The sequence below is a fragment of the Paenibacillus planticolens genome (assembly GCF_013141725.1).
GTDB classification, from domain to species: Bacteria; Bacillota; Bacilli; order Paenibacillales; family NBRC-103111; genus Paenibacillus_E; species Paenibacillus_E planticolens.
In genome coordinates this window covers 286,611-308,605 of record NZ_WHNZ01000012.1, presented here as the reverse complement: position 1 = coordinate 308,605, position 21,995 = coordinate 286,611, and the positions used below count along the sequence as shown (strand labels likewise).

24 protein-coding genes and 1 tRNA gene are annotated in these 21,995 nt (G+C 47.3%); all 25 read left to right on the top strand.

The annotated features are described in order from the left end of the window. Window positions 1–22 precede the first annotated feature (22 nt). The 25 genes from GC097_RS04260 to trpA all read left to right on the top strand — a co-directional run bounded on the left by GC097_RS04260 (window position 23) and on the right by trpA (window position 21,783). Entirely contained in the window at window positions 23–778 is a 756-nt protein-coding gene (locus GC097_RS04260) for a YphF family lipoprotein (protein ID WP_312875608.1), read from the top strand. A 636-nt stretch (window positions 779–1,414) separates the two neighbouring features. Continuing rightward, a complete protein-coding gene (gene spoIVA, locus GC097_RS04255; RefSeq protein WP_145655311.1) occupies window positions 1,415–2,893 on the top strand; it encodes a stage IV sporulation protein A in 1,479 nt (492 codons plus the stop codon). A gap of 247 nt (window positions 2,894–3,140) precedes the next feature. Further along, window positions 3,141–3,413 (top strand): non-specific DNA-binding protein Hbs, encoded by a 273-nt coding sequence (hbs, locus tag GC097_RS04250; protein ID WP_171682090.1) that lies wholly within the window; start codon window positions 3,141–3,143, stop codon window positions 3,411–3,413. A gap of 147 nt (window positions 3,414–3,560) precedes the next feature. Continuing rightward, window positions 3,561–3,634: transfer RNA gene (locus GC097_RS04245), tRNA-Pro, on the top strand. Window positions 3,635–3,726: 92 nt separating this feature from the next. Continuing rightward, window positions 3,727–4,653, top strand: coding sequence for a phosphatase PAP2 family protein (locus GC097_RS04240; RefSeq protein ID WP_246293934.1), 927 nt, complete (start codon window positions 3,727–3,729; stop codon window positions 4,651–4,653). 75 nt (window positions 4,654–4,728) lie between these two features. Continuing rightward, complete coding sequence (gene mtrB / locus GC097_RS04235; protein WP_246293933.1) at window positions 4,729–4,977, top strand: trp RNA-binding attenuation protein MtrB; 249 nt, start codon at window positions 4,729–4,731, stop codon at window positions 4,975–4,977. A gap of 124 nt (window positions 4,978–5,101) precedes the next feature. After that, window positions 5,102–5,635 (top strand): hypothetical protein, encoded by a 534-nt coding sequence (locus GC097_RS04230; protein WP_171682089.1) that lies wholly within the window; start codon window positions 5,102–5,104, stop codon window positions 5,633–5,635. Between the two features lie 98 nt (window positions 5,636–5,733). Beyond that, the gene (locus GC097_RS04225; protein ID WP_171682088.1) at window positions 5,734–6,600 is read left to right on the top strand and encodes a heptaprenyl diphosphate synthase component 1; all 867 of its coding nucleotides are present in this window, start codon (window positions 5,734–5,736) and stop codon (window positions 6,598–6,600) included. 19 nt (window positions 6,601–6,619) lie between these two features. Continuing rightward, window positions 6,620–7,369: a demethylmenaquinone methyltransferase gene (locus tag GC097_RS04220; RefSeq protein ID WP_171682087.1), complete on the top strand. Its 750-nt coding sequence runs from the start codon at window positions 6,620–6,622 to the stop codon at window positions 7,367–7,369. Between the two features lie 7 nt (window positions 7,370–7,376). Continuing rightward, on the top strand, window positions 7,377–8,252 hold the full coding sequence (locus GC097_RS04215; protein ID WP_171682086.1) for a UbiA-like polyprenyltransferase: 876 nt from the start codon (window positions 7,377–7,379) through the stop codon (window positions 8,250–8,252). Next, on the top strand, window positions 8,249–8,857 hold the full coding sequence (locus GC097_RS04210; RefSeq protein WP_171682085.1) for a UbiX family flavin prenyltransferase: 609 nt from the start codon (window positions 8,249–8,251) through the stop codon (window positions 8,855–8,857). The genes GC097_RS04215 and GC097_RS04210 overlap by 4 nt, the downstream gene beginning before the upstream one ends. Further along, the gene (locus tag GC097_RS04205) at window positions 8,847–9,707 is read left to right on the top strand and encodes a menaquinone biosynthetic enzyme MqnA/MqnD family protein (protein ID WP_312875607.1); all 861 of its coding nucleotides are present in this window, start codon (window positions 8,847–8,849) and stop codon (window positions 9,705–9,707) included. Before GC097_RS04210 ends, GC097_RS04205 begins: the two co-directional genes overlap by 11 nt. Continuing rightward, window positions 9,704–10,681: a polyprenyl synthetase family protein gene (locus tag GC097_RS04200; RefSeq protein ID WP_171682083.1), complete on the top strand. Its 978-nt coding sequence runs from the start codon at window positions 9,704–9,706 to the stop codon at window positions 10,679–10,681. The genes GC097_RS04205 and GC097_RS04200 overlap by 4 nt, the downstream gene beginning before the upstream one ends. A 170-nt stretch (window positions 10,682–10,851) precedes the next feature. Further along, the gene (gene ndk, locus GC097_RS04195) at window positions 10,852–11,295 is read left to right on the top strand and encodes a nucleoside-diphosphate kinase (RefSeq protein ID WP_171682082.1); all 444 of its coding nucleotides are present in this window, start codon (window positions 10,852–10,854) and stop codon (window positions 11,293–11,295) included. A gap of 129 nt (window positions 11,296–11,424) precedes the next feature. Continuing rightward, entirely contained in the window at window positions 11,425–12,210 is a 786-nt protein-coding gene (locus GC097_RS04190; RefSeq protein WP_171682081.1) for a CheR family methyltransferase, read from the top strand. A 94-nt stretch (window positions 12,211–12,304) separates the two neighbouring features. Beyond that, window positions 12,305–12,469 (top strand): hypothetical protein, encoded by a 165-nt coding sequence (locus tag GC097_RS04185; RefSeq protein ID WP_167053794.1) that lies wholly within the window; start codon window positions 12,305–12,307, stop codon window positions 12,467–12,469. A 240-nt stretch (window positions 12,470–12,709) separates the two neighbouring features. Next, window positions 12,710–13,873, top strand: a complete 1,164-nt coding sequence (gene aroC, locus GC097_RS04180) for a chorismate synthase (protein WP_171682080.1) — start codon at window positions 12,710–12,712, stop codon at window positions 13,871–13,873. Between the two features lies 1 nt (window position 13,874). After that, on the top strand, window positions 13,875–14,969 hold the full coding sequence (gene aroB, locus GC097_RS04175; RefSeq protein ID WP_171682079.1) for a 3-dehydroquinate synthase: 1,095 nt from the start codon (window positions 13,875–13,877) through the stop codon (window positions 14,967–14,969). A 3-nt stretch (window positions 14,970–14,972) separates the two neighbouring features. Next, the gene (gene aroH, locus GC097_RS04170) at window positions 14,973–15,359 is read left to right on the top strand and encodes a chorismate mutase (RefSeq protein WP_171682078.1); all 387 of its coding nucleotides are present in this window, start codon (window positions 14,973–14,975) and stop codon (window positions 15,357–15,359) included. 291 nt (window positions 15,360–15,650) lie between these two features. After that, the gene (gene trpE / locus GC097_RS04165; RefSeq protein WP_171682077.1) at window positions 15,651–17,198 is read left to right on the top strand and encodes an anthranilate synthase component I; all 1,548 of its coding nucleotides are present in this window, start codon (window positions 15,651–15,653) and stop codon (window positions 17,196–17,198) included. Between the two features lie 28 nt (window positions 17,199–17,226). Beyond that, window positions 17,227–18,267, top strand: coding sequence for an anthranilate phosphoribosyltransferase (trpD, locus tag GC097_RS04160; RefSeq protein WP_171682076.1), 1,041 nt, complete (start codon window positions 17,227–17,229; stop codon window positions 18,265–18,267). After that, the gene (gene trpC / locus GC097_RS04155) at window positions 18,257–19,063 is read left to right on the top strand and encodes an indole-3-glycerol phosphate synthase TrpC (protein ID WP_171682075.1); all 807 of its coding nucleotides are present in this window, start codon (window positions 18,257–18,259) and stop codon (window positions 19,061–19,063) included. The genes trpD and trpC overlap by 11 nt, the downstream gene beginning before the upstream one ends. A gap of 15 nt (window positions 19,064–19,078) precedes the next feature. Further along, window positions 19,079–19,777 (top strand): phosphoribosylanthranilate isomerase, encoded by a 699-nt coding sequence (locus GC097_RS04150; protein WP_171682074.1) that lies wholly within the window; start codon window positions 19,079–19,081, stop codon window positions 19,775–19,777. Further along, a complete protein-coding gene (trpB, locus tag GC097_RS04145) occupies window positions 19,774–20,970 on the top strand; it encodes a tryptophan synthase subunit beta (RefSeq protein ID WP_171682073.1) in 1,197 nt (398 codons plus the stop codon). Before GC097_RS04150 ends, trpB begins: the two co-directional genes overlap by 4 nt. A 3-nt stretch (window positions 20,971–20,973) precedes the next feature. Beyond that, on the top strand, window positions 20,974–21,783 hold the full coding sequence (gene trpA, locus GC097_RS04140) for a tryptophan synthase subunit alpha (protein WP_171682072.1): 810 nt from the start codon (window positions 20,974–20,976) through the stop codon (window positions 21,781–21,783). The last annotated feature ends 212 nt before the right edge of the window (window positions 21,784–21,995 follow it).

Genomic DNA, 21,995 nt, shown 5'->3' with positions numbered 1-21,995 from the left:
ATATAGATAGGATGATGGAAGCGTGAATAGAGGTACAAGCCTTATACAAGGCAGATGGATAGGTATAGCTATAGCAATTAGTTTGGTTCTGGTGCTAAGTGGGTGCGCTTATCCTAAGGAATTGCGCAAGGAGAATCAAATCAACCCTGCTGAGTTTATAACCGTTGTGCAGCAAGCTGTCGATCTTTTCCACGAGAAAAGCGGTGTTCTGCCGATAAAAAATAGTGATATGTCAACGCCTCTCTATGAGAAGTATGTCATTGATTTTGCAAAATTGAAAAAAGCGAACTATTTAAGCGCGGTACCGGCGAATGCTTTCGAAAGCGGAGGCATCTTTATCTATGTCCTCGTGGATGCCGAAACGAAACCGACCGTGAAATTGATGGATCTATCGGCGTATCAAAGTGTCGAGGATGTCCAGAAGAAAATAAATGATTACAAAGCGAGCCATGATGGGAAATTGCCTCCCGGAATTGCGATCAATGAAGCGTTTGATTATGTCGATTTCAATAAACTAGGGATGAAAGCGCCTGAAATCAAGTCGGTGTACAATCGCCAAAACCTCGTAACCTACTTGGTGAATAAGCAAACGGGTGATGTAGCAATTGACTACGCAATGGATATTATGAAGTATATCCAAGATCAGGGTTTAGCCGGTTCGTTAAAACCGGAGGAGGATTTGCGAGAGATTCTTGTGAGCAAATCGTATTTCGTTCCTATACGCAGCTTTGCTTATCATTGGCAGAATAATCAGCCTCTTCCTCAGGTTTCGCCTTAATAAGATACCAAGACTGTCCCAAAGCCATCGTAGATGCCGGAGGGGCAGTTTTTTTGTGTATAGGCGTGCCGAGAGGCACGCATGATCTAGCTGGAGGGAACTACAGGCGCTATTTGAGCAAAATGGACTGTTTTAGGCTGCAGACGGAACTACAGGGTCTTAATAGCATTGAAAAACTTCTATTTTGTCCAATTTACATCAAATAGGGGATCGTAGTTCTCTTCAGTTTGCAGAAATGTTGATTTTATCGAAAATAGAGGATCATAGTTCCCACAAACACAATGCCCGAGGGGTTTCCACAACCTAACTAAAGGCCGCAGTATATAGAGGCCAAATACAATGGAGTTAAGCACGTACAAGCGGCTTAACTCCTTTTTCATTTTAATAAGTCACTTAAGGAGCACGCTTTTTTTAATTTTCAGAATATCACCGCCGCTGCAATCATATATTTTTTCAATGTGGTGAGGAAAGCCATATATGTGCTTAATAAATATGAGCTGCAAAAAAAAGATATGGCGCATCTATCATATTTCTATCGAAAGTACATATATTTCTTACTAGTCCAAATGAATGTACGAGTAGTCAATTGTTACCGTCTCAAAGTCAGTTGACGACCAAACTGTAGGAGGGATTCTCTTGGAGAAAGTGGATATCTTTAAGGACATTGCAGAACGAACGGGAGGGGACATTTACCTAGGGGTTGTTGGAGCAGTCCGTACAGGCAAATCAACCTTTATAAAGCGTTTTGTGGAATCTGTAGTGCTTCCGAACATTCAAAGCGAAGCGGATAGGATCCGGGCTACCGATGAACTCCCGCAGAGCGCTGCTGGCCGCACGATTATGACAACGGAGCCAAAGTTCGTGCCGAATACGGCGGTTCAAATTTCCGTGGCCGAAGGGCTGAATGTGAATGTGCGCCTTGTTGATTGTGTAGGTTATGCAGTTGATGGCGCCAAAGGCTATGAAGACGAGAACGGCCCGCGGATGATCAATACGCCATGGTTCGATGAACCGATTCCTTTCCAGGAAGCGGCGGAAATCGGAACGCGCAAGGTCATTCAAGAGCATTCCACGTTAGGTGTCGTGGTGACGACCGATGGCACGATCTCGGATATTCCTCGTTCCTCTTATGTGCTTGCAGAAGAAAGAGTGATTAATGAGCTGAAAGAAGTGGGCAAACCTTTCATCGTCATCATTAACTCGCAGAAGCCAAACAGCGAGCCGGCGCTTGAACTGCGCAGCGAGCTGCAAAGCCGCTATGACGTGCCTGTCGTAACGATGAGCGTGGCAAGTGCAGGCGAAGAAGAAATGGTCTCTGTTCTGCGCGAAGTGCTCTATGAGTTCCCTGTTCATGAAGTAAATGTGAATTTGCCGAGCTGGGTCATGGTTCTGGATGAGAATCACTGGCTGCGTACGCAATTCGAAAATTCCGTACGCGATACGGTTCAAGATATTAGACGCTTGCGCGACGTGGATCGTGTCGTCAGCCAGTTTGCGGAATATGAGTTTATTGATAGGGCGGCGCTGGCCGGACTCAGTATGGGGCAAGGCGTTGCCGAGATCGACCTCTTTGCGCCGGATGAGCTCTATGATCGTATCCTGGTGGAAGTGGTCGGCGTTGAGATTCGCGGCAAGGATCATCTTCTGCAGCTGATGCAGGACTTCACGCATGCGAAACGAGAATACGATCAATTCGCTGAAGCGCTGGAAATGGTCAAAACGACGGGCTACGGCATTGCGCCTCCTACGCTTGCTGAAATGGCGCTGGATGAGCCTGAGCTCATCCGTCAAGGTTCCAGATTCGGGGTCCGACTGCGGGCTACAGCGCCGTCTATCCATATGATTCGCGTGGATGTCGAGTCTGAATTCTCGCCGATCATCGGAACTGAGAAACAGAGCGAAGAGCTTGTCCGCTATTTGATGCAGGATTTTGAAGATAACCCGCTCAAAATTTGGGAGTCTGATATTTTTGGAAGATCGCTGCATTCCATTGTGCGCGAAGGCATTCAAGGCAAGCTGGCCCAAATGCCGGACAACGCGCGGTATAAGCTGCAGGAAACGCTTGGCCGTATTATTAACGAAGGCTCCGGCGGTTTAATTGCCATTATCTTGTAAGAAAGTAGACAAAAAAACACTCAAAAGAGTGTTTTTTGTCGTTTTATAGCAAAAATACCCACATAAAATGGAAATCGATACTTGAAATTGATGACGTAGTATATTACTATGAGTTTATTCGTCTGCTTTCGAAGTTCATTTTTACTAAGAAAATCAACGTTTTTTCATTGATTCATGTATATTTTCTAAGGAAACGGTGAAAACAGGAAGTAACGGAAGTAAGAAATCTTGGGGGGAGGTGAATGGCATGAATAAATCTGAATTGATTAACAAGGTTGCTGAAACCTCTGAGCTTTCCAAGAAAGATGCAACAAAAGCAGTTGATGCTGTTTTTGAAGCAATTTCCGAAGCGCTACAAAGCGGTGATAAAGTACAATTAGTTGGATTCGGTAACTTTGAAGTTCGTGAACGTTCTGCTCGTAAAGGACGCAATCCACAGACTGGTGATGAAATCGAAATTCCAGCAAGCAAAATTCCAGCTTTCAAACCTGGTAAAGCACTTAAAGATGGCATTCAATAATTGCGTTGTACATACTATTGAACGTTATATATCAATAAAGCCGTGACCGCTTTTTGCTGTCGCGGCTTTATTTATGATTAGCAGAAAATGCCTTTACAATTCCAAAGTCTCCTACTATAATTACAAAGTGAATAAGTGAGCTACAGACGGGGTATGGCGCAGCCTGGTAGCGCGCACCCTTGGGGTGGGTGAGGTCGCACGTTCGAATCGTGTTACTCCGATTATGAAAAAGACATCGATAGTCCGATGTCTTTTTCTCTTGAAGAGGCTTGTTCCAATAGAAGCTTTCTTAGATGATGTAGGGGGAACAGTCTTGAATAAGTTGAAACTGAACGAGCTGGTAAAGTCTCAAGATTGGACGATGTTCGGTATTATTGCTTCAATTTACTTAGTATGGCGAATTGGCGTGGTGGGGAACTGGAGCAAAGAGTGTTGGATCCTGCTGTTAGTTTGTTTGCTGGGTGTCCGCAAGGATCAAATTGACGTGGATTGGAAGCGGTTTTTTATCTTCGGCATTCCGCTGCTCGGCGTATTCTATTATTTCTATGGAACCGGAAACGGCTTTTGGTGGAAAATCGCCAATTGGATGTTTGAAAACAACCGCCATCCTTGGCATTGGGACGATTATATGAACGCCATTCCACTGAATAACGGCCGCTGGGCAAGGTGGATCGCCTCTCCTTTTTTGGATAGAGCGATGGTTTGGATTTATAATTACGGATTTGTTTTATCTTTATGGATCTGTATCGTAAGAAGCTTCTGGACACGCAGCATCAAAAAAATGCTGTCGTACGCACTATCCGGTCACATGCTGCAATTTCCGCTGATCCTGCCTTTCTATAACTTGATTTTGCTGCACGAGGTTTGGTACGTAAACAAACAGCCAGATTTATTGCACCGCGTATTTGCCGATCAGAACGCATTGCTTGTTGCAGCGATGAACTGTTTTCCGAGCATGCACACCTCAATCTCTTTTGCGATGCTTCTTCTGGCGTTAAGAGAGAAGGACCGTATTTTCAAAACGATGATGGTCACGTACTGCGCTTCCATCATTTTTTCAACTCTATACCTGCAAATTCATTGGTTAATTGACGTATTCGCAGGCATGCTGTTTGCCTATGGAACGGTGAAACTATCGGATTTCCTTATTCGTTTAGGGTCACAGCGGGTACTGCCTGCTAAATTCAAACAGTTTTATCAAAAGGGACAACAGACAACCTCAGGCGAAGTTTCCATTTAGGTTAGTTGACTTGGGGATGCTTTTTTTGGCATCATTAGATATGGACATGGAGTAATGCAAGAACGGAGGATGGAAATGGACGATACGAACAAAATGAATCAACCGAATTCAAACGGCAATGAATATTTCGTTATTAAAGCCAAAGACAACGGTGTTCATGTGATTGGATTAACGCGCGGTCAAGACACACGCTTTCATCATACGGAAAAATTGGACAAAGGCGAGGTCATGATCGCCCAGTTCACAGAGCACACATCCGCCGTTAAAGTGAGAGGCAAGGCGCTCATTATTACGAAATACGGCACAGTCGATACAGAAGAATAATTTATTATTGAAAAAGCAGGCATAGCCTGCTTTTTTTCTTTGTACAATGGTGTATAGAGCTTGTAATCATCGGCTTCCACAGCCCGTTTGGCTCTTGCCGAATAGCCAGGAGGTGCAATACGATATGAAATGGTCGATGCGCATCGTCATGACGTTAACGATATCTCTTGTCATTGCCGTTTGTTTGTCTTTACTGCCAAAAATGGATAGTTCAATTGGGATCAATTCGCCTTATCATTGGCCAAGTAACCGTATAGGCCAGGTCACGGACAATAATTTGCCGGATTTACTCGTGCAAGTTCCGTTGCAAATGCGGATTCGCAAGGTGGAACTGAGCAGCACCCGCATGTCGCTTGATTTGAGTTTGCCCAAAAACGCCGATTCAACCTCCGTATATCGCGATCTATACACGATTGCGCAGACCATGCTGATGAAAACCAAGAATGTGAATCAAGTATGGGTGCGAGTGATCGATTATTCGGGCGTGTCAGACAATGCATCGACGCAGCTTGTCCTTGCCATGGTTGCCGAACGTGAATCTGGGAAGGATATGGATAAGAGCGCGAGCGAGCTCAGCCTCATTCAGCTAGAACAGGAATTGCAGAATCGGTTCCGCATCACGTATACCTCCAAATGGCAGCAAAGATATCCTTTATAATTAGATGTGCTTCTGTTAACGTGTTATGATATAATGATTTGAATTGAAACTTAGACCAACATATTTGAGATTTGGCACACGGTTACGGAGGCTTTTGCATGAATTCTTATCGGATCCCAGAGATCGCCAAGCAGTACACGGAGTATGATATGATCCAAATTCACACAGACTTGCCCGATTTCCCGGAGCTGCGTACGCGTCTGTTGTTTGCATTCTTGAACGGAAATAGTAAATTAAGCTCTTCCAGTGAGTTGTATACGCTAGCAACCTCACTTGTGCAGCTTGCGCTAGACACGCATGATATGGTTACGGTCTCGAATGATCTCAAAGAGAAAAAAGCGGCAAGATCCAGACAGCTAAAAGTTCTTGCTGGGGATTATTTCAGCTCCCGTTTCTATCATCTCCTCGCCGGAGCCGGTCAAATTGACATGATTAAGCAGTTATCGAATGCAATTTGCGAAGTCAACAGACTCAAGATGAACACGTACATGAAAATGAAGCAATTGAAATTATCGGCAGAAGATTACATTCACCAAACGGTGGAGATCAAATCTCAGCTTTTTTTGTCATTCTCGGAGTTCATGTCTGAAGTATATGATGGAGCTTGGCCTGAGATCCTGAGGAGTTATGCGAAGTGCGAGGTTATCTTTGAAGAGATTTTCCGTATGGAGTCCGGGGCCAACTTCAAGGATAGCTGGGGATTCTGGCACATTTTGCAGCATGGCACGAAGGATGAGCGGAAGCAGCTGCAAGTGGAAGAATCGGATCAAGCCAAAGTCCGCACGCTGCTGCATAAGTATCATATCACTTCGCAGCTGTATGAAATGCTGGATTCCCAAACGAAGCTGTTACAATCGAAGGTGCAACAGCTTGAATCGGACAAACTAATAAGTGAACTGTTTCACATAGGAGAGCCGTTCCTGCGATTTTTAGCGAAGCAGCCCAAAGTGCTGGAAGAAATTTGAGGTGACCTGACAGATGAATATGACCAAAACAAAACCACAAGGTAAAAACCAAAAATCCAAAGAAGAGTTCGTACACTCCGTCTTCGAAAGTATCGCGCCAAAGTATGATTTAATGAACAATATTTTGAGCTTCCGCAGGCATAAAGCGTGGCGCAGTTTTACGATGAAGAAGATGAATGTGAAGCCGGGGGAAACCGCCATTGACTTATGCTGCGGCACATGCGACTGGACGATTTCATTGGCGCGGGCAAGCGGCACCGGTAAGATGGTCGGGCTGGATTTCAGCCAAAACATGCTGGATTACGGCGCTGAGAAAATTAAGCAGCTTAACCTGGAAAAGCAGATTGAGCTTATTCAAGGCAATGCAATGAGTCTTCCGTTTGACGACAACACGTTTGATTACGCAACGATCGGATTCGCCCTTCGCAACGTACCCGATTTGGAGCAGGTCATTCGTGAAATGCAGCGTGTCGTTAAGCCAGGAGGGCTAGTTGTGTCTCTTGAGCTCTCTAAACCGACCTGGCAGCCTTTCAAGTCAATCTATTATTTTTATTTCCAACGCGTTCTGCCTTTCTTGGGTAAAATGATTGCTCAGAAGTATGAGCAGTATAAATGGCTGCCGGAATCATTAATCCATTTTCCCGATCACAAACAACTTGCGGCAATTTTTACGAACCTAGGATTAGATCATGTACAGGCTTACCCGTTAACAGGCGGAGTCGCAGCCTTGCATATTGGCACCAAGGGGAATACGAAATCAGGAGAGTAATGCACATATGTTTACTAAATTAAAAATTTTTCTAGAAATGATTAAGTTTGAACACAGTGTTTTTGCACTGCCTTTTGCTTTCATGGGGGCAATTCTTGGATCCGTGGTATTAAATGGACATTTGCCGAGTTGGGCACAGATTGGCTGGATTACGCTGGCGATGGTTGGAGCGAGAACCGCGGCGATGGCATTAAACCGAGTCATCGATAAAGCGATAGACAAGAAAAATCCGCGCACGGAAAATCGCGCAATACCCGCGGGGTTGATTTCCATCCCGCAAGTTATTATCTATATTATTATTTCATTTGCATTGCTTTTCTGGGCAACCTCAAAATTAAGTACATTGTCAATGAAACTGCTGCCAATCGCAGTGTTTTTTCTTGTCTTTTACTCCTATACCAAAAGATTCACATGGACATGCCACTTTGTACTCGGCTTGACATTAGGATTAGCCCCTCTAGGCGGATGGATTGCCGTGACAGGCCAATTCACATGGGCTTCTATCATATTTTATTTGACTGTTGTGTGCTGGAGTGCCGGCTTTGATCTGATCTATGCTTGTCAGGATGCTGAGTTCGACCGCAACGAAGGTCTTCATTCATTGCCGAGCCGCTTTGGCATTAAGGCAGCTCTTAATACAGCGCGTGTCTTGCACGTACTTACAGCAGTAGGACTCGTTACTTTATTCTTCATCACACATTTAAGCTGGTTCTATTTGGTAGGCCTTGTTATTGCGTATTTTATTTTGTACAAAGAACACCGACTTGTCTCACCACAGGATTTATCTAAGCTGAATACAGCTTTCTTCACGATGAACGGTGTGCTCAGCCTTGTGATGTTTGTATTTACACTGCTTGATGTGCTTGTGAGGCAGTACTTATGAGCAGAGGCAATTGGGTGATAGGGATTACAGGGGCTAGCGGAGCCATTTATGGCGTCAGGCTGTGTCAGGTCATGCTGGATCAAGGATTAAACGTACATCTGATCGTTACGGAGGCCGGCTGGAGAGTCCTGCACGATGAATTGGATTGGAATGCCGGCAAGCGCAAGGAGATGCTCCAGGAGCACTTTGGCGGACGAGCAGGCACGTTTGACTATCATCCTATTGCTGATATAGGAGCGACCGTAGCCAGCGGATCCTTTCGCACGAAAGGAATGGTTGTCATCCCTTGCTCAATGGGCACGTTATCCGGCATTGCGCACGGATCGTCAGATAACTTGTTAGAGCGGACAGCAGATGTCATGCTGAAAGAAGGAAGAAAATTAATTCTGGTTCCAAGGGAAACGCCATTACATGCCATACATTTAGAAAACATGCTAACCTTATCCAGAATGGGCGTACGCATGCTTCCGGCGATGCCCGCCTTTTATAATCGTCCGCGCTCTTTAGAAGAGATGGTCGATTTTTTGGTAGGCAAAGTGCTGGACAGCATGGAGATTGAGCATTCCTTGTACCGAAGATGGGGAGATAACCATGATGAGCGCTGACCCGAAAATCCGCATTGGCCGAATCAACTATACGAACGTTTGGCCGATCTATTATTATTTTCCGGAGCTTATGAGCACTTCGGATGTGGACATAATTGAACAAGTTCCAACTTCACTGAATCAAGCTATGGCTGCTGGAAACATTGATATGGGACCGATTTCTTCCTTTGCCTACGGGGAATCCTTCGAGAAATACTTGTTGTATCCGGATTTGTCCGTTAGCGCTTATGGAGAAGTCAATTCGATTTTATTGTTCCATGAAAAGCCGCTCCGCGAAATCGCGAACGGGCATATTATGCTGCCGACAACTTCAGCTACATCCGTGAATTTGCTTAAAATCATTCTTGAGAAATTTTATGGCGGGAAGCCCACTTATGAGTATGCGCATCCGAATGTTGATAGCATGATGGCTCGGGCGGACGGGGCGCTGCTCATTGGCGATGATGCGATCAAAGAGAGCTGGCGCAATAAAACGTATATGATTACAGATCTTGGGCAAGAATGGGCGAAATGGACCGGCCAATGGATTTCCTTCGCCGTGTGGGCGATACGCAAAGAGACGGCTGAGATGTACCCGGAACTGGTGGCTGATGTTTTTGAGGCGTTCATGGCAAGTAAAGCGAAAGCACATCGCAATCCGGAGGAAATGATTAGCGAGGCGCAAGCTTCGGTAGGCGGCACGGCTACATATTGGCATCATTATTTTCATACGTTATGTTATGATTTTGGAACGGAGCAATGGGAAGGACTTGCTACCTACTACAAGTATTGTTATGAGCTTGGTTTCCTGCCGAAACCGGTAAGTATCGCTTTATGGTCTGAGACTAAAGTGGCACGGGTGACAGAATGAAAAATTTAATCGATATTTATTCAAGAAAGAAAAAAGATATAGCTGCTATTGAAAAAGCGCTCGAAGAAAGCGTATATACCGATCACGCGATGCTGAGAGAAACGTCCAACCATTTATTGAAGGCTGGCGGAAAGCGTATTCGCCCGGTCTTTGTACTGCTCTCCGGCGAGTTTGGACATTACCGGCTGGAAACGATGAAGTGCGTCGCGGTGCCGCTGGAGCTCATTCATATGGCCTCGCTTGTTCACGATGATGTCATTGACGACGCGAACACAAGGCGCGGACAATTAACGGTTCGGTCCAAATGGGACAACCGGATTGCGATGTTTACGGGAGACTACATATTTGCTAAAGCTTTAGGCGTCATTACGCAAATCCACAAACCGGCTGTACATCAAATCATGTCGAAAGCGATCGTGGAAATGTCTATCGGCGAAATGGAACAAATCCGCTTTTTCTTTCATTCCGAACAAACGATCCGCGATTACTTGTTGCGAATAAGACGCAAAACGGCGCTCCTGATCGCCATTTCCTGCAAATTGGGAGCCATGGCGGCAGACGCTCCGGATTGGATTTGCAATAAGCTGTACAGCTTCGGTTACAACATCGGCATGACGTTTCAAATCCGCGATGATATTCTGGATCTGATCGGCACGGAGAAGCAGATTGGCAAACCGCCCGGTTCAGATGTGAAACAAGGCAACATCACGCTTCCCGTACTGTACGCTTTGCAAGATCCTTCTCTGAAGCCGCTGATATTGGCCGAATTAGAACGTATACATAAATTGGACGGACAAACGGATGTGAGCGGGTTCCTGGATATGATCCGAAACAGCGACGGCATTGAAAAGGCGGAAGCGTTGTCCCGGAAGTACCTTGATAAAGCGATTGCTTCTTTGGACAAGCTGCCTGGCGGCCAAGCGAAGAAAGATTTGATCGAGGTTGCTCATTTCATCGGCAATCGGTCGTATTAAGGGGCGATCGCTGCAATTTGAGAAAATATGCCAAAAAGTGTAAACTAAGAAGAAGTACATAGCTCTAACCTTATGGAGTATAGGCTTACGAGGCAAGTTTTCTAAAGAAAACACAGCAGATGCTTACGATGTAAGTTTTCCAAAGAAAACTCTAAGGAGGAAGTCGTTATATGGAAAAAACATTTTTGATGGTGAAGCCGGACGGCGTGCAGCGTGGATTGATCGGTGAGATTGTAAAGCGCTTCGAACAGAAAGGCTTTCAATTAATCGGCAGTAAACTGACGATGGTATCGAGAGAGCAAGCCGAGTTTCATTATGCCGAGCATAAAGGAAAAGATTTTTACGACAGACTCGTTAATTTTATTACGTCCGGACCCGTTTTCGCAATGGTGTGGCAGGGGGATCAAGTGATTCCTTTATCTCGCACGTTGATTGGCAAAACGAATTCACTGGAAGCAGCGCCGGGTACGATCCGTGGCGACTATGCCGTACATACGAATTTAAATCTTATCCATGGCTCCGATTCACCGGAAAGCGCTGAACGCGAAATCGGCAATTTCTTCAAAAAGGACGAGATCCTTGACTATACGAAAGTCATTCAACAGTGGATCTAGCTATGAAAACCTAAGAACCTGTCATCTTTTTGGATGCAGGTTTCTTTTTTTTTGTCGGGTTTTGAAGGAATTTGGCAAGGTTTGCAAGAATGTATGGTACTTAGACAATAACCAAGGCGGGTGGGCAGCATGGAAGAAGATCAGGATTTTTTGTTTTTTATTAAAAAAGTAAAAGAACATACGTCCATTGATCTTGCTCTTTATAAAGAAGCGCAAATGAAAAGACGTCTGACAACATTGCGAATGAAACGTGGCTATCAAACGTTCGTCTCTTTTTTTGATGCCATGATGAAAAATAAAGAACTCTTTTATGAATTTCTGGATCGGATGACGATCAATGTATCCGAGTTTTGGCGCAACCCGAATCGGTGGGAGCTTGTGGAGTCGAGGTTTGTTCCCGAGATGCTCAAAAAGAATCGCAGGTTGAAGGTTTGGAGCGCAGCCTGTTCAACCGGCGAGGAGCCATATACGTTAGCGATGATTCTGGCGGAGCAAGGAGCTTTGAACGATGTCCATCTGCTTGCGACGGATATCGATGAAGGCGCACTTGACAAGGCGCGTAAAGGGGTCTATCTCGATCGTTCGCTGAGAGACGTTCCTGAGAAGTATGTGAAGAAATATTTTCGTCAAGAACAATTGATGTATCATGTTTCGGATGAGCTGAAGAAGCAAGTTAAATTTCAAAAGCAGAACCTGCTAGTCGATTCGTTTGATACCGGATTTGATCTGATTGTATGCCGCAATGTGATCATCTATTTCACGGAAGAAGCGAAGCATGTGCTGTATCAAAAATTTTCAAGAGCGTTGAAACCGGGTGGCTTGTTGTTCGTGGGCTCGACAGAGCAGATTTTCTCCCCAGGGCAATATGACTTGGAACCGGCGGATACTTTCTTTTATCGCAAAAAAGGTGTATAAGAAATCCCATATTTTCCAATACTAAGATGTAGCATAACTCAGTGACGTTAATTAGATCTAGAAATAAACTGAAGCAAACTCTTAGGGGGCTCTTATGGACAAACGCAAAGTGATTACCGCTTATCGCAGGGGAATGATCTCCATTCAAGAATGTGCGCAAATTTTGGGAGTAGATTCGTCGCAAATTATGGGCTTGATGAATGACCCACAAATGGCAGAACTTCCGAGAGTTGTCCAGAAGCAGCCTATGCACGGGTAACCTATGCTCCTGAGCAGATGCCAACACGCTTGCGGTTAAGGGAAAATCCCTTAGAGGCAAAGCGTGTTTTTGCGTTTGTGCTGTTGCCAAACAAGAGTACCTATACTATAATGACTTAAAGATAATCGCGCGTCAAAGCGCTAAAGCGTTTGGAAGCAACTGCAAGCTGCTATTGGAATACGTTCAGCTTGCCAGAACTTATAGGCTAATGATTCACCAAATTATAGGGGGTAACGGATTGTGAGATATTTAACGGCAGGAGAAACACATGGACCGCAGCTCACTGCGATTATTGAAGGGTTTCCAAGTAATGTAACCCTGAACTTTGAGGATTTGAATTTTCAATTACATAGACGTCAGAAGGGGTATGGCCGCGGTCGTCGGATGCAGATTGAAAAAGATACGGCAACGATTGCAGGCGGTGTGCGCCATGGCAAAACAACAGGCGCTCCGATCGCGCTTGTCGTTGTCAACAATGACTGGAAGCATTGGACTTCCGTAATGGGCATTGAGCCGGTCGAAGAGGATAGCGAAGGCAAACGCCGCGTGAACCGTCCTCGCCCCGGACATGCTGATTTGAATGGCGGTCTCAAATATAATCAGAAAGATCTGCGCAACATTTTGGAGCGTTCAAGCGCCCGCGAAACGACCATGCGCGTAGCGACAGGGGCGGTTGCACGCCAGTTGCTGGCGGAGTTCGGGATCAAGGTTGCCGGGCAAGTGATCCGTATCGGGGATGTGGAAGCACAGCGTCAAGAGCTGCCGATCGATGAGCTCATTCGCTTAACGGAGGAGTCACCGGTGCGTGTAGTGGATAAAGACGCGGAAGCCAAAATGATCGCGGCTATCGACGCAGCCAAAGAAGATGGCGACACACTTGGCGGAATCGTTGAAGTCATCATTGAAGGCGTGCCGGTAGGACTTGGCAGCCACGTGCAATGGGACCGCAAATTGGATGGTAAAATTGCGCAAGCGGTTCTTTCCATTCAAGCGTTCAAAGGCGTGGAATTCGGCATTGGCTTCGAAGCTGCTGAGCGTAGAGGATCGAATGTGCATGATGAAATTTTATATACAGAGGAAACCGGCTTTAGACGCAGAACGAATCGCGCAGGCGGATTTGAAGGCGGAATGACGACAGGCGAGCAAATCGTTGTTCGCGGCGTGATGAAGCCGATCTCTACGCTTTACAAGCCGCTGCAAAGCGTTGACATTGACACGAAAGAAGTGTTCACAGCGCAGGTTGAGCGTTCAGACACTTGTGCAGTCCCGGCTGCTGGCGTCATTATGGAGAACGTGATTGCATGGGAAGTTGCGAATGCGTTCTTGGATAAATTCGGCGGTGACTCCATCGAGGAGATTCGTGCGAACTTAAACAACTTTTTGAAACAAGTGGAGAGCTACTAATATGAGAGAGCTCACGGTAGAGCTTGGAGAACGGTCTTATCCTATTTATATCGGTCAAGGCATTCTGAACAATATCGCGTCTTTGTTCGACCGCGCGAAGCTCAGCCGCAAGTCGCCGATGCTCGTCGTCACCGACAGCGAAGTGGCTCCGCTGCACCTGGAGCGCGTCATGACGCTGCTCCAAGAAGGCGGCTTCGCCGCAACGGCCTGCGTCGTTCCCGCAGGCGAAACATCCAAATCCCTCGCGCAGCTCGAGGGAATCGTGACCGACGCCCTCCGGGCGGGCCTTGATCGCAGCTCTGCGATCGTGGCCCTAGGCGGAGGCGTGGTCGGCGACCTCGCCGGCTTCGCTGCGGCGAGCTTCATGCGCGGGATCCGCTTCGTGCAGATCCCGACGACGATACTTGCCCACGACAGTTCTGTCGGCGGCAAGGTAGCCGTTAACCATCCGATGGCGAAGAACATCATCGGGGCGTTCCACCAGCCCGAGCTCGTTCTCTTCGACATCGACTTGCTCTTGACCTTGCCGCCGCGCCAGGTGAAAGCGGGCCTCTCCGAAGTGATCAAGCACGGCTTGATCTGGGACGCGGCTTTCACACAGTGGTGCGACGACAACGCAGAGAAGCTGTTGTCTCTTGATCCTGAAGCGCTTAGTTACGCGCTTTACATAGGTTGTAAAGTAAAGTCGATCGTCGTGTCCCAAGATGAACGCGAGAACGATTTGCGCGCGATTCTAAATTTGGGCCACACCATCGGTCACGCCTTGGAAGCTGTTGCCGGTTACGGTGAGCTGCTGCATGGCGAAGCGATTTCCATTGGGATGGTTGGCGCGGCTAAGCTTGCCCAGCAGTTCGGATATGCCGAGGAGATCCATCAAGTCACCAAAGGCTTATTCCTGAAATACGGATTGCCGGTCGCCATTCCGTCTCATTTGGACACGGATAGCATCATGAGCGCGATGATGCACGATAAGAAATTTAAAGAAGGTACGATGGTCTATATCATTCCTACGGAAATTGGCAAAGTTGAAATTCGTAAGGATGTTACCGTCGAGCAAGTCAGACAAATTGTCGAGCTTCTAAAAGGGGAGAGTTAACCGATGTTCTGTAGGGGAATTCGTGGTGCGACGACGGTTGAACATAATGAAGCGGAAGAAATTTTATCCGCGACTGGAGAACTGCTTCGTGCCATCGTAGAGGCGAATGATTTTCGCCCGGAAGATATTTGTTCGGTATTTATTACAGTGACAGAAGACATTACGGCGACATTTCCGGCACGGGCCATTCGCACGATGGTTGGCTGGGAATTGGTTCCGTTGATGTGTTCGTTGGAAGTTCCGGTTGAAAACTCATTGCCCAAATGTATCCGTCTCATGGTTCAAGTCAACACAGTGAAGAGCCAAGCGGAAATCAACCATATTTATTTGAAGGAAGCTAAAGCGCTTCGTCCTGATATTGTTAAATTGACAAATGAAGCTGCACGGTAGTATAGTGGAGTTAGATGAGTTTAGGTAAGTAGAGCAGAGTTTAGTTGAGTAGAGCAGAGCCCAGATGAGATGAGAAAGAGAACAAAGGATCGTATGGAGATGGACACGACTCATTCGGAGACGTCTGTTTTCTCATACATACCCAAGTTTCTTTTTGCATACTCTTCTTAATCTTCTACATTTAACTAAAAGCCAGCCTCTACTTCGGTAGAGGTTTTTTGTTATTCAATTAGAGTTTGGAGCAACCTCGGCAAACGACGGTAGGCTCTCAAGCTGAGAGGGGATGTTACCATGTATACACCTGAAATTCAAGAAGTGATTCGACTGGCCAAAAATAATAACCTCATTCCTGTGGTGCGCCATCTATTAGCAGATACGGAAACCCCGATTCGAGTGTTTCAGCACTTGTACCAAGAAAAGCGTGCGTTCCTGTTAGAAAGTGTGGAGGGCGGCGTGAAATGGGCCCGATATTCCTTCATTGGAAGCGATCCGTTCCTGATGATTAAGGCTAAGCATGGGAAGACGGTCGTTGAAACACAAAACGAGACGAAAGTTTCTGACGAGAAACCGATCGATGTGTTGAAGGCTTACTTAAGATCCTACTCCAGCCCTCAGCTTGCGGACTTGCCGCGATTCACTGGCGGTGCTGTCGGATTCTTTGGATACGATCTTCTGCAATACTATGAGAAGCTGCCTGCTCATCAAATTGATGACTTGCAAATGAATGACATTCAATTCATGTTTTGTGATCAAGTCGTCGTTTTCGATCATTTTAAACAGCAGATCAAAGTAATTGCCAACGTGCATGTGCCGCCTTTTGCTACGGATGCGGATATTGTGAAGGCCTATCATGCCACATGCCAAAAAATCGACGCGACGATTGAGAAGATCAAGCGTCCGCTCGGAACGGAAACGATGACGCACAATCCGATTGTTTCGGAGCCGGAACTCGGTGAGATTCGCTCCAATATCACGAAGGATAAGTTTATTGCCAACGTCAACAAAGCGAAGGAATACATTCGTGCCGGCGATATTTTCCAGGTCGTGCTGTCACAACGCTTTGAAATGGAAACGGCTGTTTCGCCACTCCAAGTGTATCGGGTGCTTCGCACAATGAACCCATCTCCTTACATGTATGTCCTCAAAATGGATGATGAGGTCGTTGTCGGAACATCGCCGGAATTACTTGTCCGGGTCGAAGAGGAGAAAGTAGAGACGCGTCCGATCGCCGGAACAAGACCTCGCGGCAAAACGCCTGAAGAGGACTTGGCGCTTGAAAAAGAACTGCTTGCCGATGAGAAAGAACGCGCTGAACATTTGATGCTGGTCGATTTAGGCCGTAACGATATCGGCCGTGTATCGGAATTCGGAACGGTGAAGTGTGATACCTTCATGGATGTTGAACGCTATTCGCACGTTATGCATATTGTTTCCAACGTTTCTGGAAAAATTGCGAAGGACAAAGATTTCTTCGATGCGTTTCTTTCCTGCATGCCTGCAGGGACGGTGTCTGGAGCACCGAAACTGCGAGCGATGGAGATTATTGCTGAGCTGGAGCCAGAGGCGCGCGGTACGTATGCGGGAGCCATTGGCTATCTAGGATTCTCGGGTAATTTGGACACATGTATCACGATCCGCACCATTGTTTTCAAGCATGGCAAAGCCTATGTGCAAGCAGGCGCCGGAATTGTTTGGGACTCTGTGCCGGAAAGTGAGTACCAGGAGACGGTGAACAAAGCGACCGCTTTGCTCAAATCGATTCGTATGGCTGAAGCGATGTTCAGCCCTGAGCCTAGACCGGTAAGCGATATTAACAAAGATTACTTTGTTAACTCTTAAGGGAAAGATGTAGAGGAGGATTAGCGTCATGAGTGGACTTAATCATATACAGCAAGCGCTCGGCAAGGTGATTAGCGGCAGCCATCTGTCCCGCGAGGAAGCGCGCGGCGTGATGTCGGACATTATGGAGGGGGCTGCGTCTCCTGCGCAAATCGGCAGTCTTCTGACGGCGCTTCGCATAAAAGGCGAAACGCTGGAAGAAATTACAGGATTTGCGGAAACGATGCGGAGCAAGGCGATTCAAGTAGAGGTGCAGCAGCATGACCTGTTGGATACTTGCGGCACCGGCGGCGACGGAGCAGAGACGTTCAACATCTCTACGACGGCGGCCATTGTAGCGGCTGCTGGCGGGATACGCGTAGCCAAGCATGGCAACAGAGCCATGTCCAGCAAAAGCGGCAGCGCTGACGTTCTGGAAGCTCTTGGCGTGAAAATTACGCTAAGCGGGGAACAGGCGGCGAAATGTTTGGACAAAACGGGCATTTGCTTTATGTTTGCGCAAGCGTACCATCAATCCATGAAACATGTGGCTGCTCCGCGCCGGGAGCTCGGGTTCCGCACGGTATTCAATCTGCTGGGGCCGCTTACCAATCCTGCAGGAGCGGATCGTCAAGTGCTTGGCGTATTCGATCGAACGAAAACGGAACTGCTCGCTCAAGCGTTGCAGGCTTTAGGGCTGAAACGCGCTTTGGTTGTCGCCAGCGATGATGGTTTAGATGAATTCAGCATTTCGGCGCCAACCAAAGTGACGGAGCTGAAAGCGGACCAGATCGGCACTTACGTTATCACGCCAGATGATCTCGGCTTGCGCGCGCACAGCATTAAGGATGTAGGCGGCGGTGATGCACTCTTGAATGCAGAGATTATCCGTCATATTTTTGCCGGCGAGAAAGGCCCACATCGCGACATTGTGCTGGCGAATGCAGCCGCGTGTTTCTACGTGACAGGTCAAGTCGGAAGTCTTCAACAGGGCGTTAAGTTTGCGGCCGATGTGATCGATTCGGGCCGTGCAGAACAAAAATTGAACGAATTAATCCAATATACAGGAGAACTATGCCATGTTTCTTGATAAAATTGTTGCCACCAAGCGAGCTGAAGTTGAAGAAATGAGCTCCTTTTCCATCGCAGAAGCGGAGAGAGCTATTTCACAGCTCCCTCCTTGCCTGGGATTTGAACAGGCGTTGACGCTGCGTAAAAATCGCACGATGGGTTTGATCGCCGAAGTTAAAAAGGCATCCCCCTCCAAGGGTTTGATTCGCGAGGATTTTGATCCGGTACGGCTGGCGGAGTCCTATGAGCGTGCAGGCGCAGATTGCATCTCGGTTCTTACGGATGTGCAGTATTTCCAAGGCAGCAACGACTACCTTCAAGCTGTCCGGCAAGCTGTCCGTGTCCCATTGCTGCGGAAAGATTTCACGATCGATCCGAAGCAAATTTACGAAGCCCGCTTGATTGGTGCGGATGCGATCCTGCTCATCGCGGCCATTTTGACAACGGATCAAATGAAACAGTATTTGTCGCTTGCTAGCGACCTCGGTTTGGATGCGCTTGTCGAGGTTCATGACCGTGAAGAGCTGGAGCGTGCGCTTGAATTGGAAACCCGGTTGATTGGCATCAATAATCGGAATTTAAAAACGTTCGTCACCGATTTGAAAACGACGGAAGAGCTGATTCAATTCATCCCGGAAGGGAAAACAATCGTCAGCGAGAGCGGGATTTCCTCTGTCCAAGACATGGCTTATCTCGAGCAAATTGGCTCCCAAGCCGTGCTGATCGGCGAACATTTCATGCGTCAGCCCGTTGTTGAGCAAGCGGTTCATGATCTGATGGGACCCAGAGTGAAAGCAACGAATCATATGGCGTAGAAAGAGGCGAGAAGAATGGCTGTAGGCACATTTCCAACAGTAAAAATTTGTGGACTTCAAAGCGTTGAAGTGCTAAAATCAATCATAAATTTGCCGATCGATCATATCGGATTTGTGTTTGCCCCAAGCAAGCGCCAAGTCACGCCGGATAAGGCAGGCGAACTGATTTCGTACTTGAAAACAGAAGCGTCAAGGGGCATATCCATACCGCTTACGGTAGGGGTATTCGTCAATCCGAGCAAAGAGCAGCTTACCGAAATTTTGGCTGCTGCTCCTTTGGATGTTGTCCAATTGCACAGCCAGGAGACTCCTGAATTTTGCAGTTGGGTGCGTGAACATTTTGGGGTTCAAGTATTTAAATCGGTTTCCATTTCAAAAACGGAGAATAAAGTTCCTTCCTTATCGGAAGTAGCTGCGCAGCTAGATCCGTATAGCGGATCGGTTGACGCTGTTTTGCTGGATACTTTTGACCCTGTATATGGTGGAGGCTCTGGCAAAACCTTTGCTTGGGACTGCATTCCCGTTTATCAGGAATGGGCTCGCTTAGCAGGCGTGAAGCTGCTTGTAGCAGGCGGACTGCAGCCTGATAATGTGAATCAACTCGTAGAAGCTTACCGTCCGGACGGCGTAGATGTTTCCAGCGGCGTAGAGACGGATGGCGTGAAAGATATTGCGAAAATTACCGAATTTGTGGAGAGGGTGACCGGAAAGTGACGCAAGTACCAGATGAGCACGGCAGATTCGGCAAGTTCGGCGGCCGTTACGTACCAGAAACACTGATGAATGCATTGACTGAGCTGGAAGAAGCTTATAACCGATATAAGGATGACCCTGAGTTTATTGCCGAAGTTCGTTATTTGCAAAAGCAATATTCAGGCAGACCCACGCCGCTCTATTATGCTGAACGTCTATCTGAACAGCTGGGCGGAGCCAAAATTTACTTGAAGCGCGAAGACCTGAACCATACGGGCGCTCACAAAATTAACAACACCATCGGACAAGCGGTTCTTGCGAAAAAGATGGGGAAAAAGAAAATTATTGCGGAGACTGGCGCAGGACAGCACGGTGTGGCGTCGGCAACGGTTGCTGCTTTAATGGGTTTTGAATGCAAAGTTTTCATGGGAGAAGAAGATACGAAGAGACAGCAATTGAACGTATTCCGCATGAAATTGCTTGGTTCGGAAGTTATTCCCGTAACTTCAGGTACTCGTACGCTGAAGGACGCGTGTAATGAAACGCTGCGCTATTGGGTCAGCAACGTCCAGGATACGTACTACATTCTTGGATCTGTTACAGGGCCGCATCCTTACCCTATGATGGTGCGTGACTTTCAGCGCATCATCGGCGATGAGTCGCGCGAGCAGATTCTGGAAACCGAAGGCAGATTGCCGGACGCCGTTGTCGCCTGCGTTGGCGGAGGAAGCAACGCCATGGGGATCTTCTACCCGTTTGTTCAGGATGAAACGGTTAAGCTTATTGGCGTGGAAGCGGCTGGACGCGGCATTCATACAGAAGAGCATGCTGCGACGATGACCAAAGGTTCACCCGGCGTATTCCAAGGCTCGCTGAGCTACCTGCTGCAGGATGATTACGGGCAAGTGCTTCCGGCTCACTCCATTTCCGCCGGTTTAGATTACCCGGGTATCGGTCCTGAGCACTCTTATCTCAAAGATATTGAGCGCGCAACGTATTATCCGATTACTGACCAAGAGGCGCTGGATGCTCTTCAATTACTGAGCCGCACGGAAGGCATCATTCCAGCCTTGGAAAGCGCTCATGCGATTGCACAAACGGTTAAGTTGGCTCCTACGATGTCCAAAGATCAAATTATTGTCGTCAGTCTGTCCGGACGCGGCGATAAAGACGTGGAATCCATTATGAGCTATCTTGGCACAGGGAGGGAATAAGTCATGAACCTGATTGATAAGCGATTTGCTGAGCTCAAAGAGCGAGGGGAAACGGCGATGATCCCTTTCCTGACCATCGGCGATCCGTCGTTGGAGGCGTCTCTGGAGCTTATTCTGGAAATGGAGCGGGCCGGCGCCGATTTGATCGAGCTGGGCGTTCCTTACTCAGACCCGTTGGCCGACGGTCCAGTTATCCAACGCTCCTCCGAACGTGCGCTGCTGAGCAAAATAACGATTTTCGATGTGATCGATGTGGCACGCCAAGCAAGAAGCCGGGGTTCAAAGCTGCCGTTCATCTTATTCACCTATTATAATCCTGTCCTGCAAATCGGTCTGGAACGTATCTTCAAGACGATGCAGGAAAATGAAATCAGCGGTATTATCATTCCTGATTTGCCGCTGGAAGAAGACAGTGAAACGAGAGCGATCGCCGAGTCTTATGGGGTTCACTTGATTCCATTAGTAGCGCCGACATCGAATGAGCGCGTTAAACGGATTGCGGCAGGAGCACGCGGATTCGTATACTGTGTGTCATCTCTGGGCGTAACCGGCGAACGCGCTGAGTTTTTCGGGGGAATCGAAGACTTCCTTTCAACCGTGCGGGAAGCTGCAAAGGTGCCGATCGTTGTTGGCTTCGGGATTTCCAACCGGGAGCAGGTCGAGCGGTTTGAGAAGCTTTGCGACGGTGTCGTAGTAGGGAGCGCCATTGTCCGTACGATAGAAGGTGCGCTGCATCATTTCAAAGAAGATGCCGCTCATCCGCAAGGACTTCAGCAAATTGGCGGCTTTGTCGGCCAGTTAAAAGGCAAATAATGAAATCCCTCCAGACACCATGTCTGGGGGGATTTTTTGAAATTACCTATTTACTGTTAAGCGTTAAAGCAGTACACTATTAGGTATTGAACATCGAGACATCTGTCTCAAATAAGTGAATAAGACCCTATTCCTGCTTCGTAGAAGGAGCCGTATTTTACAAACCCTTTATGTATGTGGGACAATTACAAGGTTCGGACAACTAATTGATG

Excerpts from the sequence above, each read along its gene's own strand:
- GC097_RS04150 (WP_171682074.1), top strand. The coding sequence starts at position 19,079 with ATGGCTGTAGGCACATTTCCAACAGTAAAAATTTGTGGACTTCAAAGC.
- GC097_RS04230 (WP_171682089.1), top strand. The coding sequence starts at position 5,102 with ATGAAATGGTCGATGCGCATCGTCATGACGTTAACGATATCTCTTGTC.
- GC097_RS04190 (WP_171682081.1), top strand. The coding sequence starts at position 11,425 with ATGGAAGAAGATCAGGATTTTTTGTTTTTTATTAAAAAAGTAAAAGAA.
- GC097_RS04220 (WP_171682087.1), top strand. The coding sequence starts at position 6,620 with ATGACCAAAACAAAACCACAAGGTAAAAACCAAAAATCCAAAGAAGAG.
- hbs (WP_171682090.1), top strand. The coding sequence starts at position 3,141 with ATGAATAAATCTGAATTGATTAACAAGGTTGCTGAAACCTCTGAGCTT.
- GC097_RS04200 (WP_171682083.1), top strand. The coding sequence starts at position 9,704 with ATGAAAAATTTAATCGATATTTATTCAAGAAAGAAAAAAGATATAGCT.
- aroH (WP_171682078.1), top strand. The coding sequence starts at position 14,973 with ATGTTCTGTAGGGGAATTCGTGGTGCGACGACGGTTGAACATAATGAA.
- trpC (WP_171682075.1), top strand. The coding sequence starts at position 18,257 with ATGTTTCTTGATAAAATTGTTGCCACCAAGCGAGCTGAAGTTGAAGAA.
- ndk (WP_171682082.1), top strand. The coding sequence starts at position 10,852 with ATGGAAAAAACATTTTTGATGGTGAAGCCGGACGGCGTGCAGCGTGGA.
- aroB (WP_171682079.1), top strand. The coding sequence starts at position 13,875 with ATGAGAGAGCTCACGGTAGAGCTTGGAGAACGGTCTTATCCTATTTAT.
- mtrB (WP_246293933.1), top strand. The coding sequence starts at position 4,729 with ATGGACGATACGAACAAAATGAATCAACCGAATTCAAACGGCAATGAA.
- trpE (WP_171682077.1), top strand. The coding sequence starts at position 15,651 with ATGTATACACCTGAAATTCAAGAAGTGATTCGACTGGCCAAAAATAAT.
- trpA (WP_171682072.1), top strand. The coding sequence starts at position 20,974 with ATGAACCTGATTGATAAGCGATTTGCTGAGCTCAAAGAGCGAGGGGAA.
- GC097_RS04185 (WP_167053794.1), top strand. The coding sequence starts at position 12,305 with ATGGACAAACGCAAAGTGATTACCGCTTATCGCAGGGGAATGATCTCC.
- trpD (WP_171682076.1), top strand. The coding sequence starts at position 17,227 with ATGAGTGGACTTAATCATATACAGCAAGCGCTCGGCAAGGTGATTAGC.
- GC097_RS04210 (WP_171682085.1), top strand. The coding sequence starts at position 8,249 with ATGAGCAGAGGCAATTGGGTGATAGGGATTACAGGGGCTAGCGGAGCC.
- GC097_RS04225 (WP_171682088.1), top strand. The coding sequence starts at position 5,734 with ATGAATTCTTATCGGATCCCAGAGATCGCCAAGCAGTACACGGAGTAT.
- GC097_RS04205 (WP_312875607.1), top strand. The coding sequence starts at position 8,847 with ATGAGCGCTGACCCGAAAATCCGCATTGGCCGAATCAACTATACGAAC.
- GC097_RS04215 (WP_171682086.1), top strand. The coding sequence starts at position 7,377 with ATGTTTACTAAATTAAAAATTTTTCTAGAAATGATTAAGTTTGAACAC.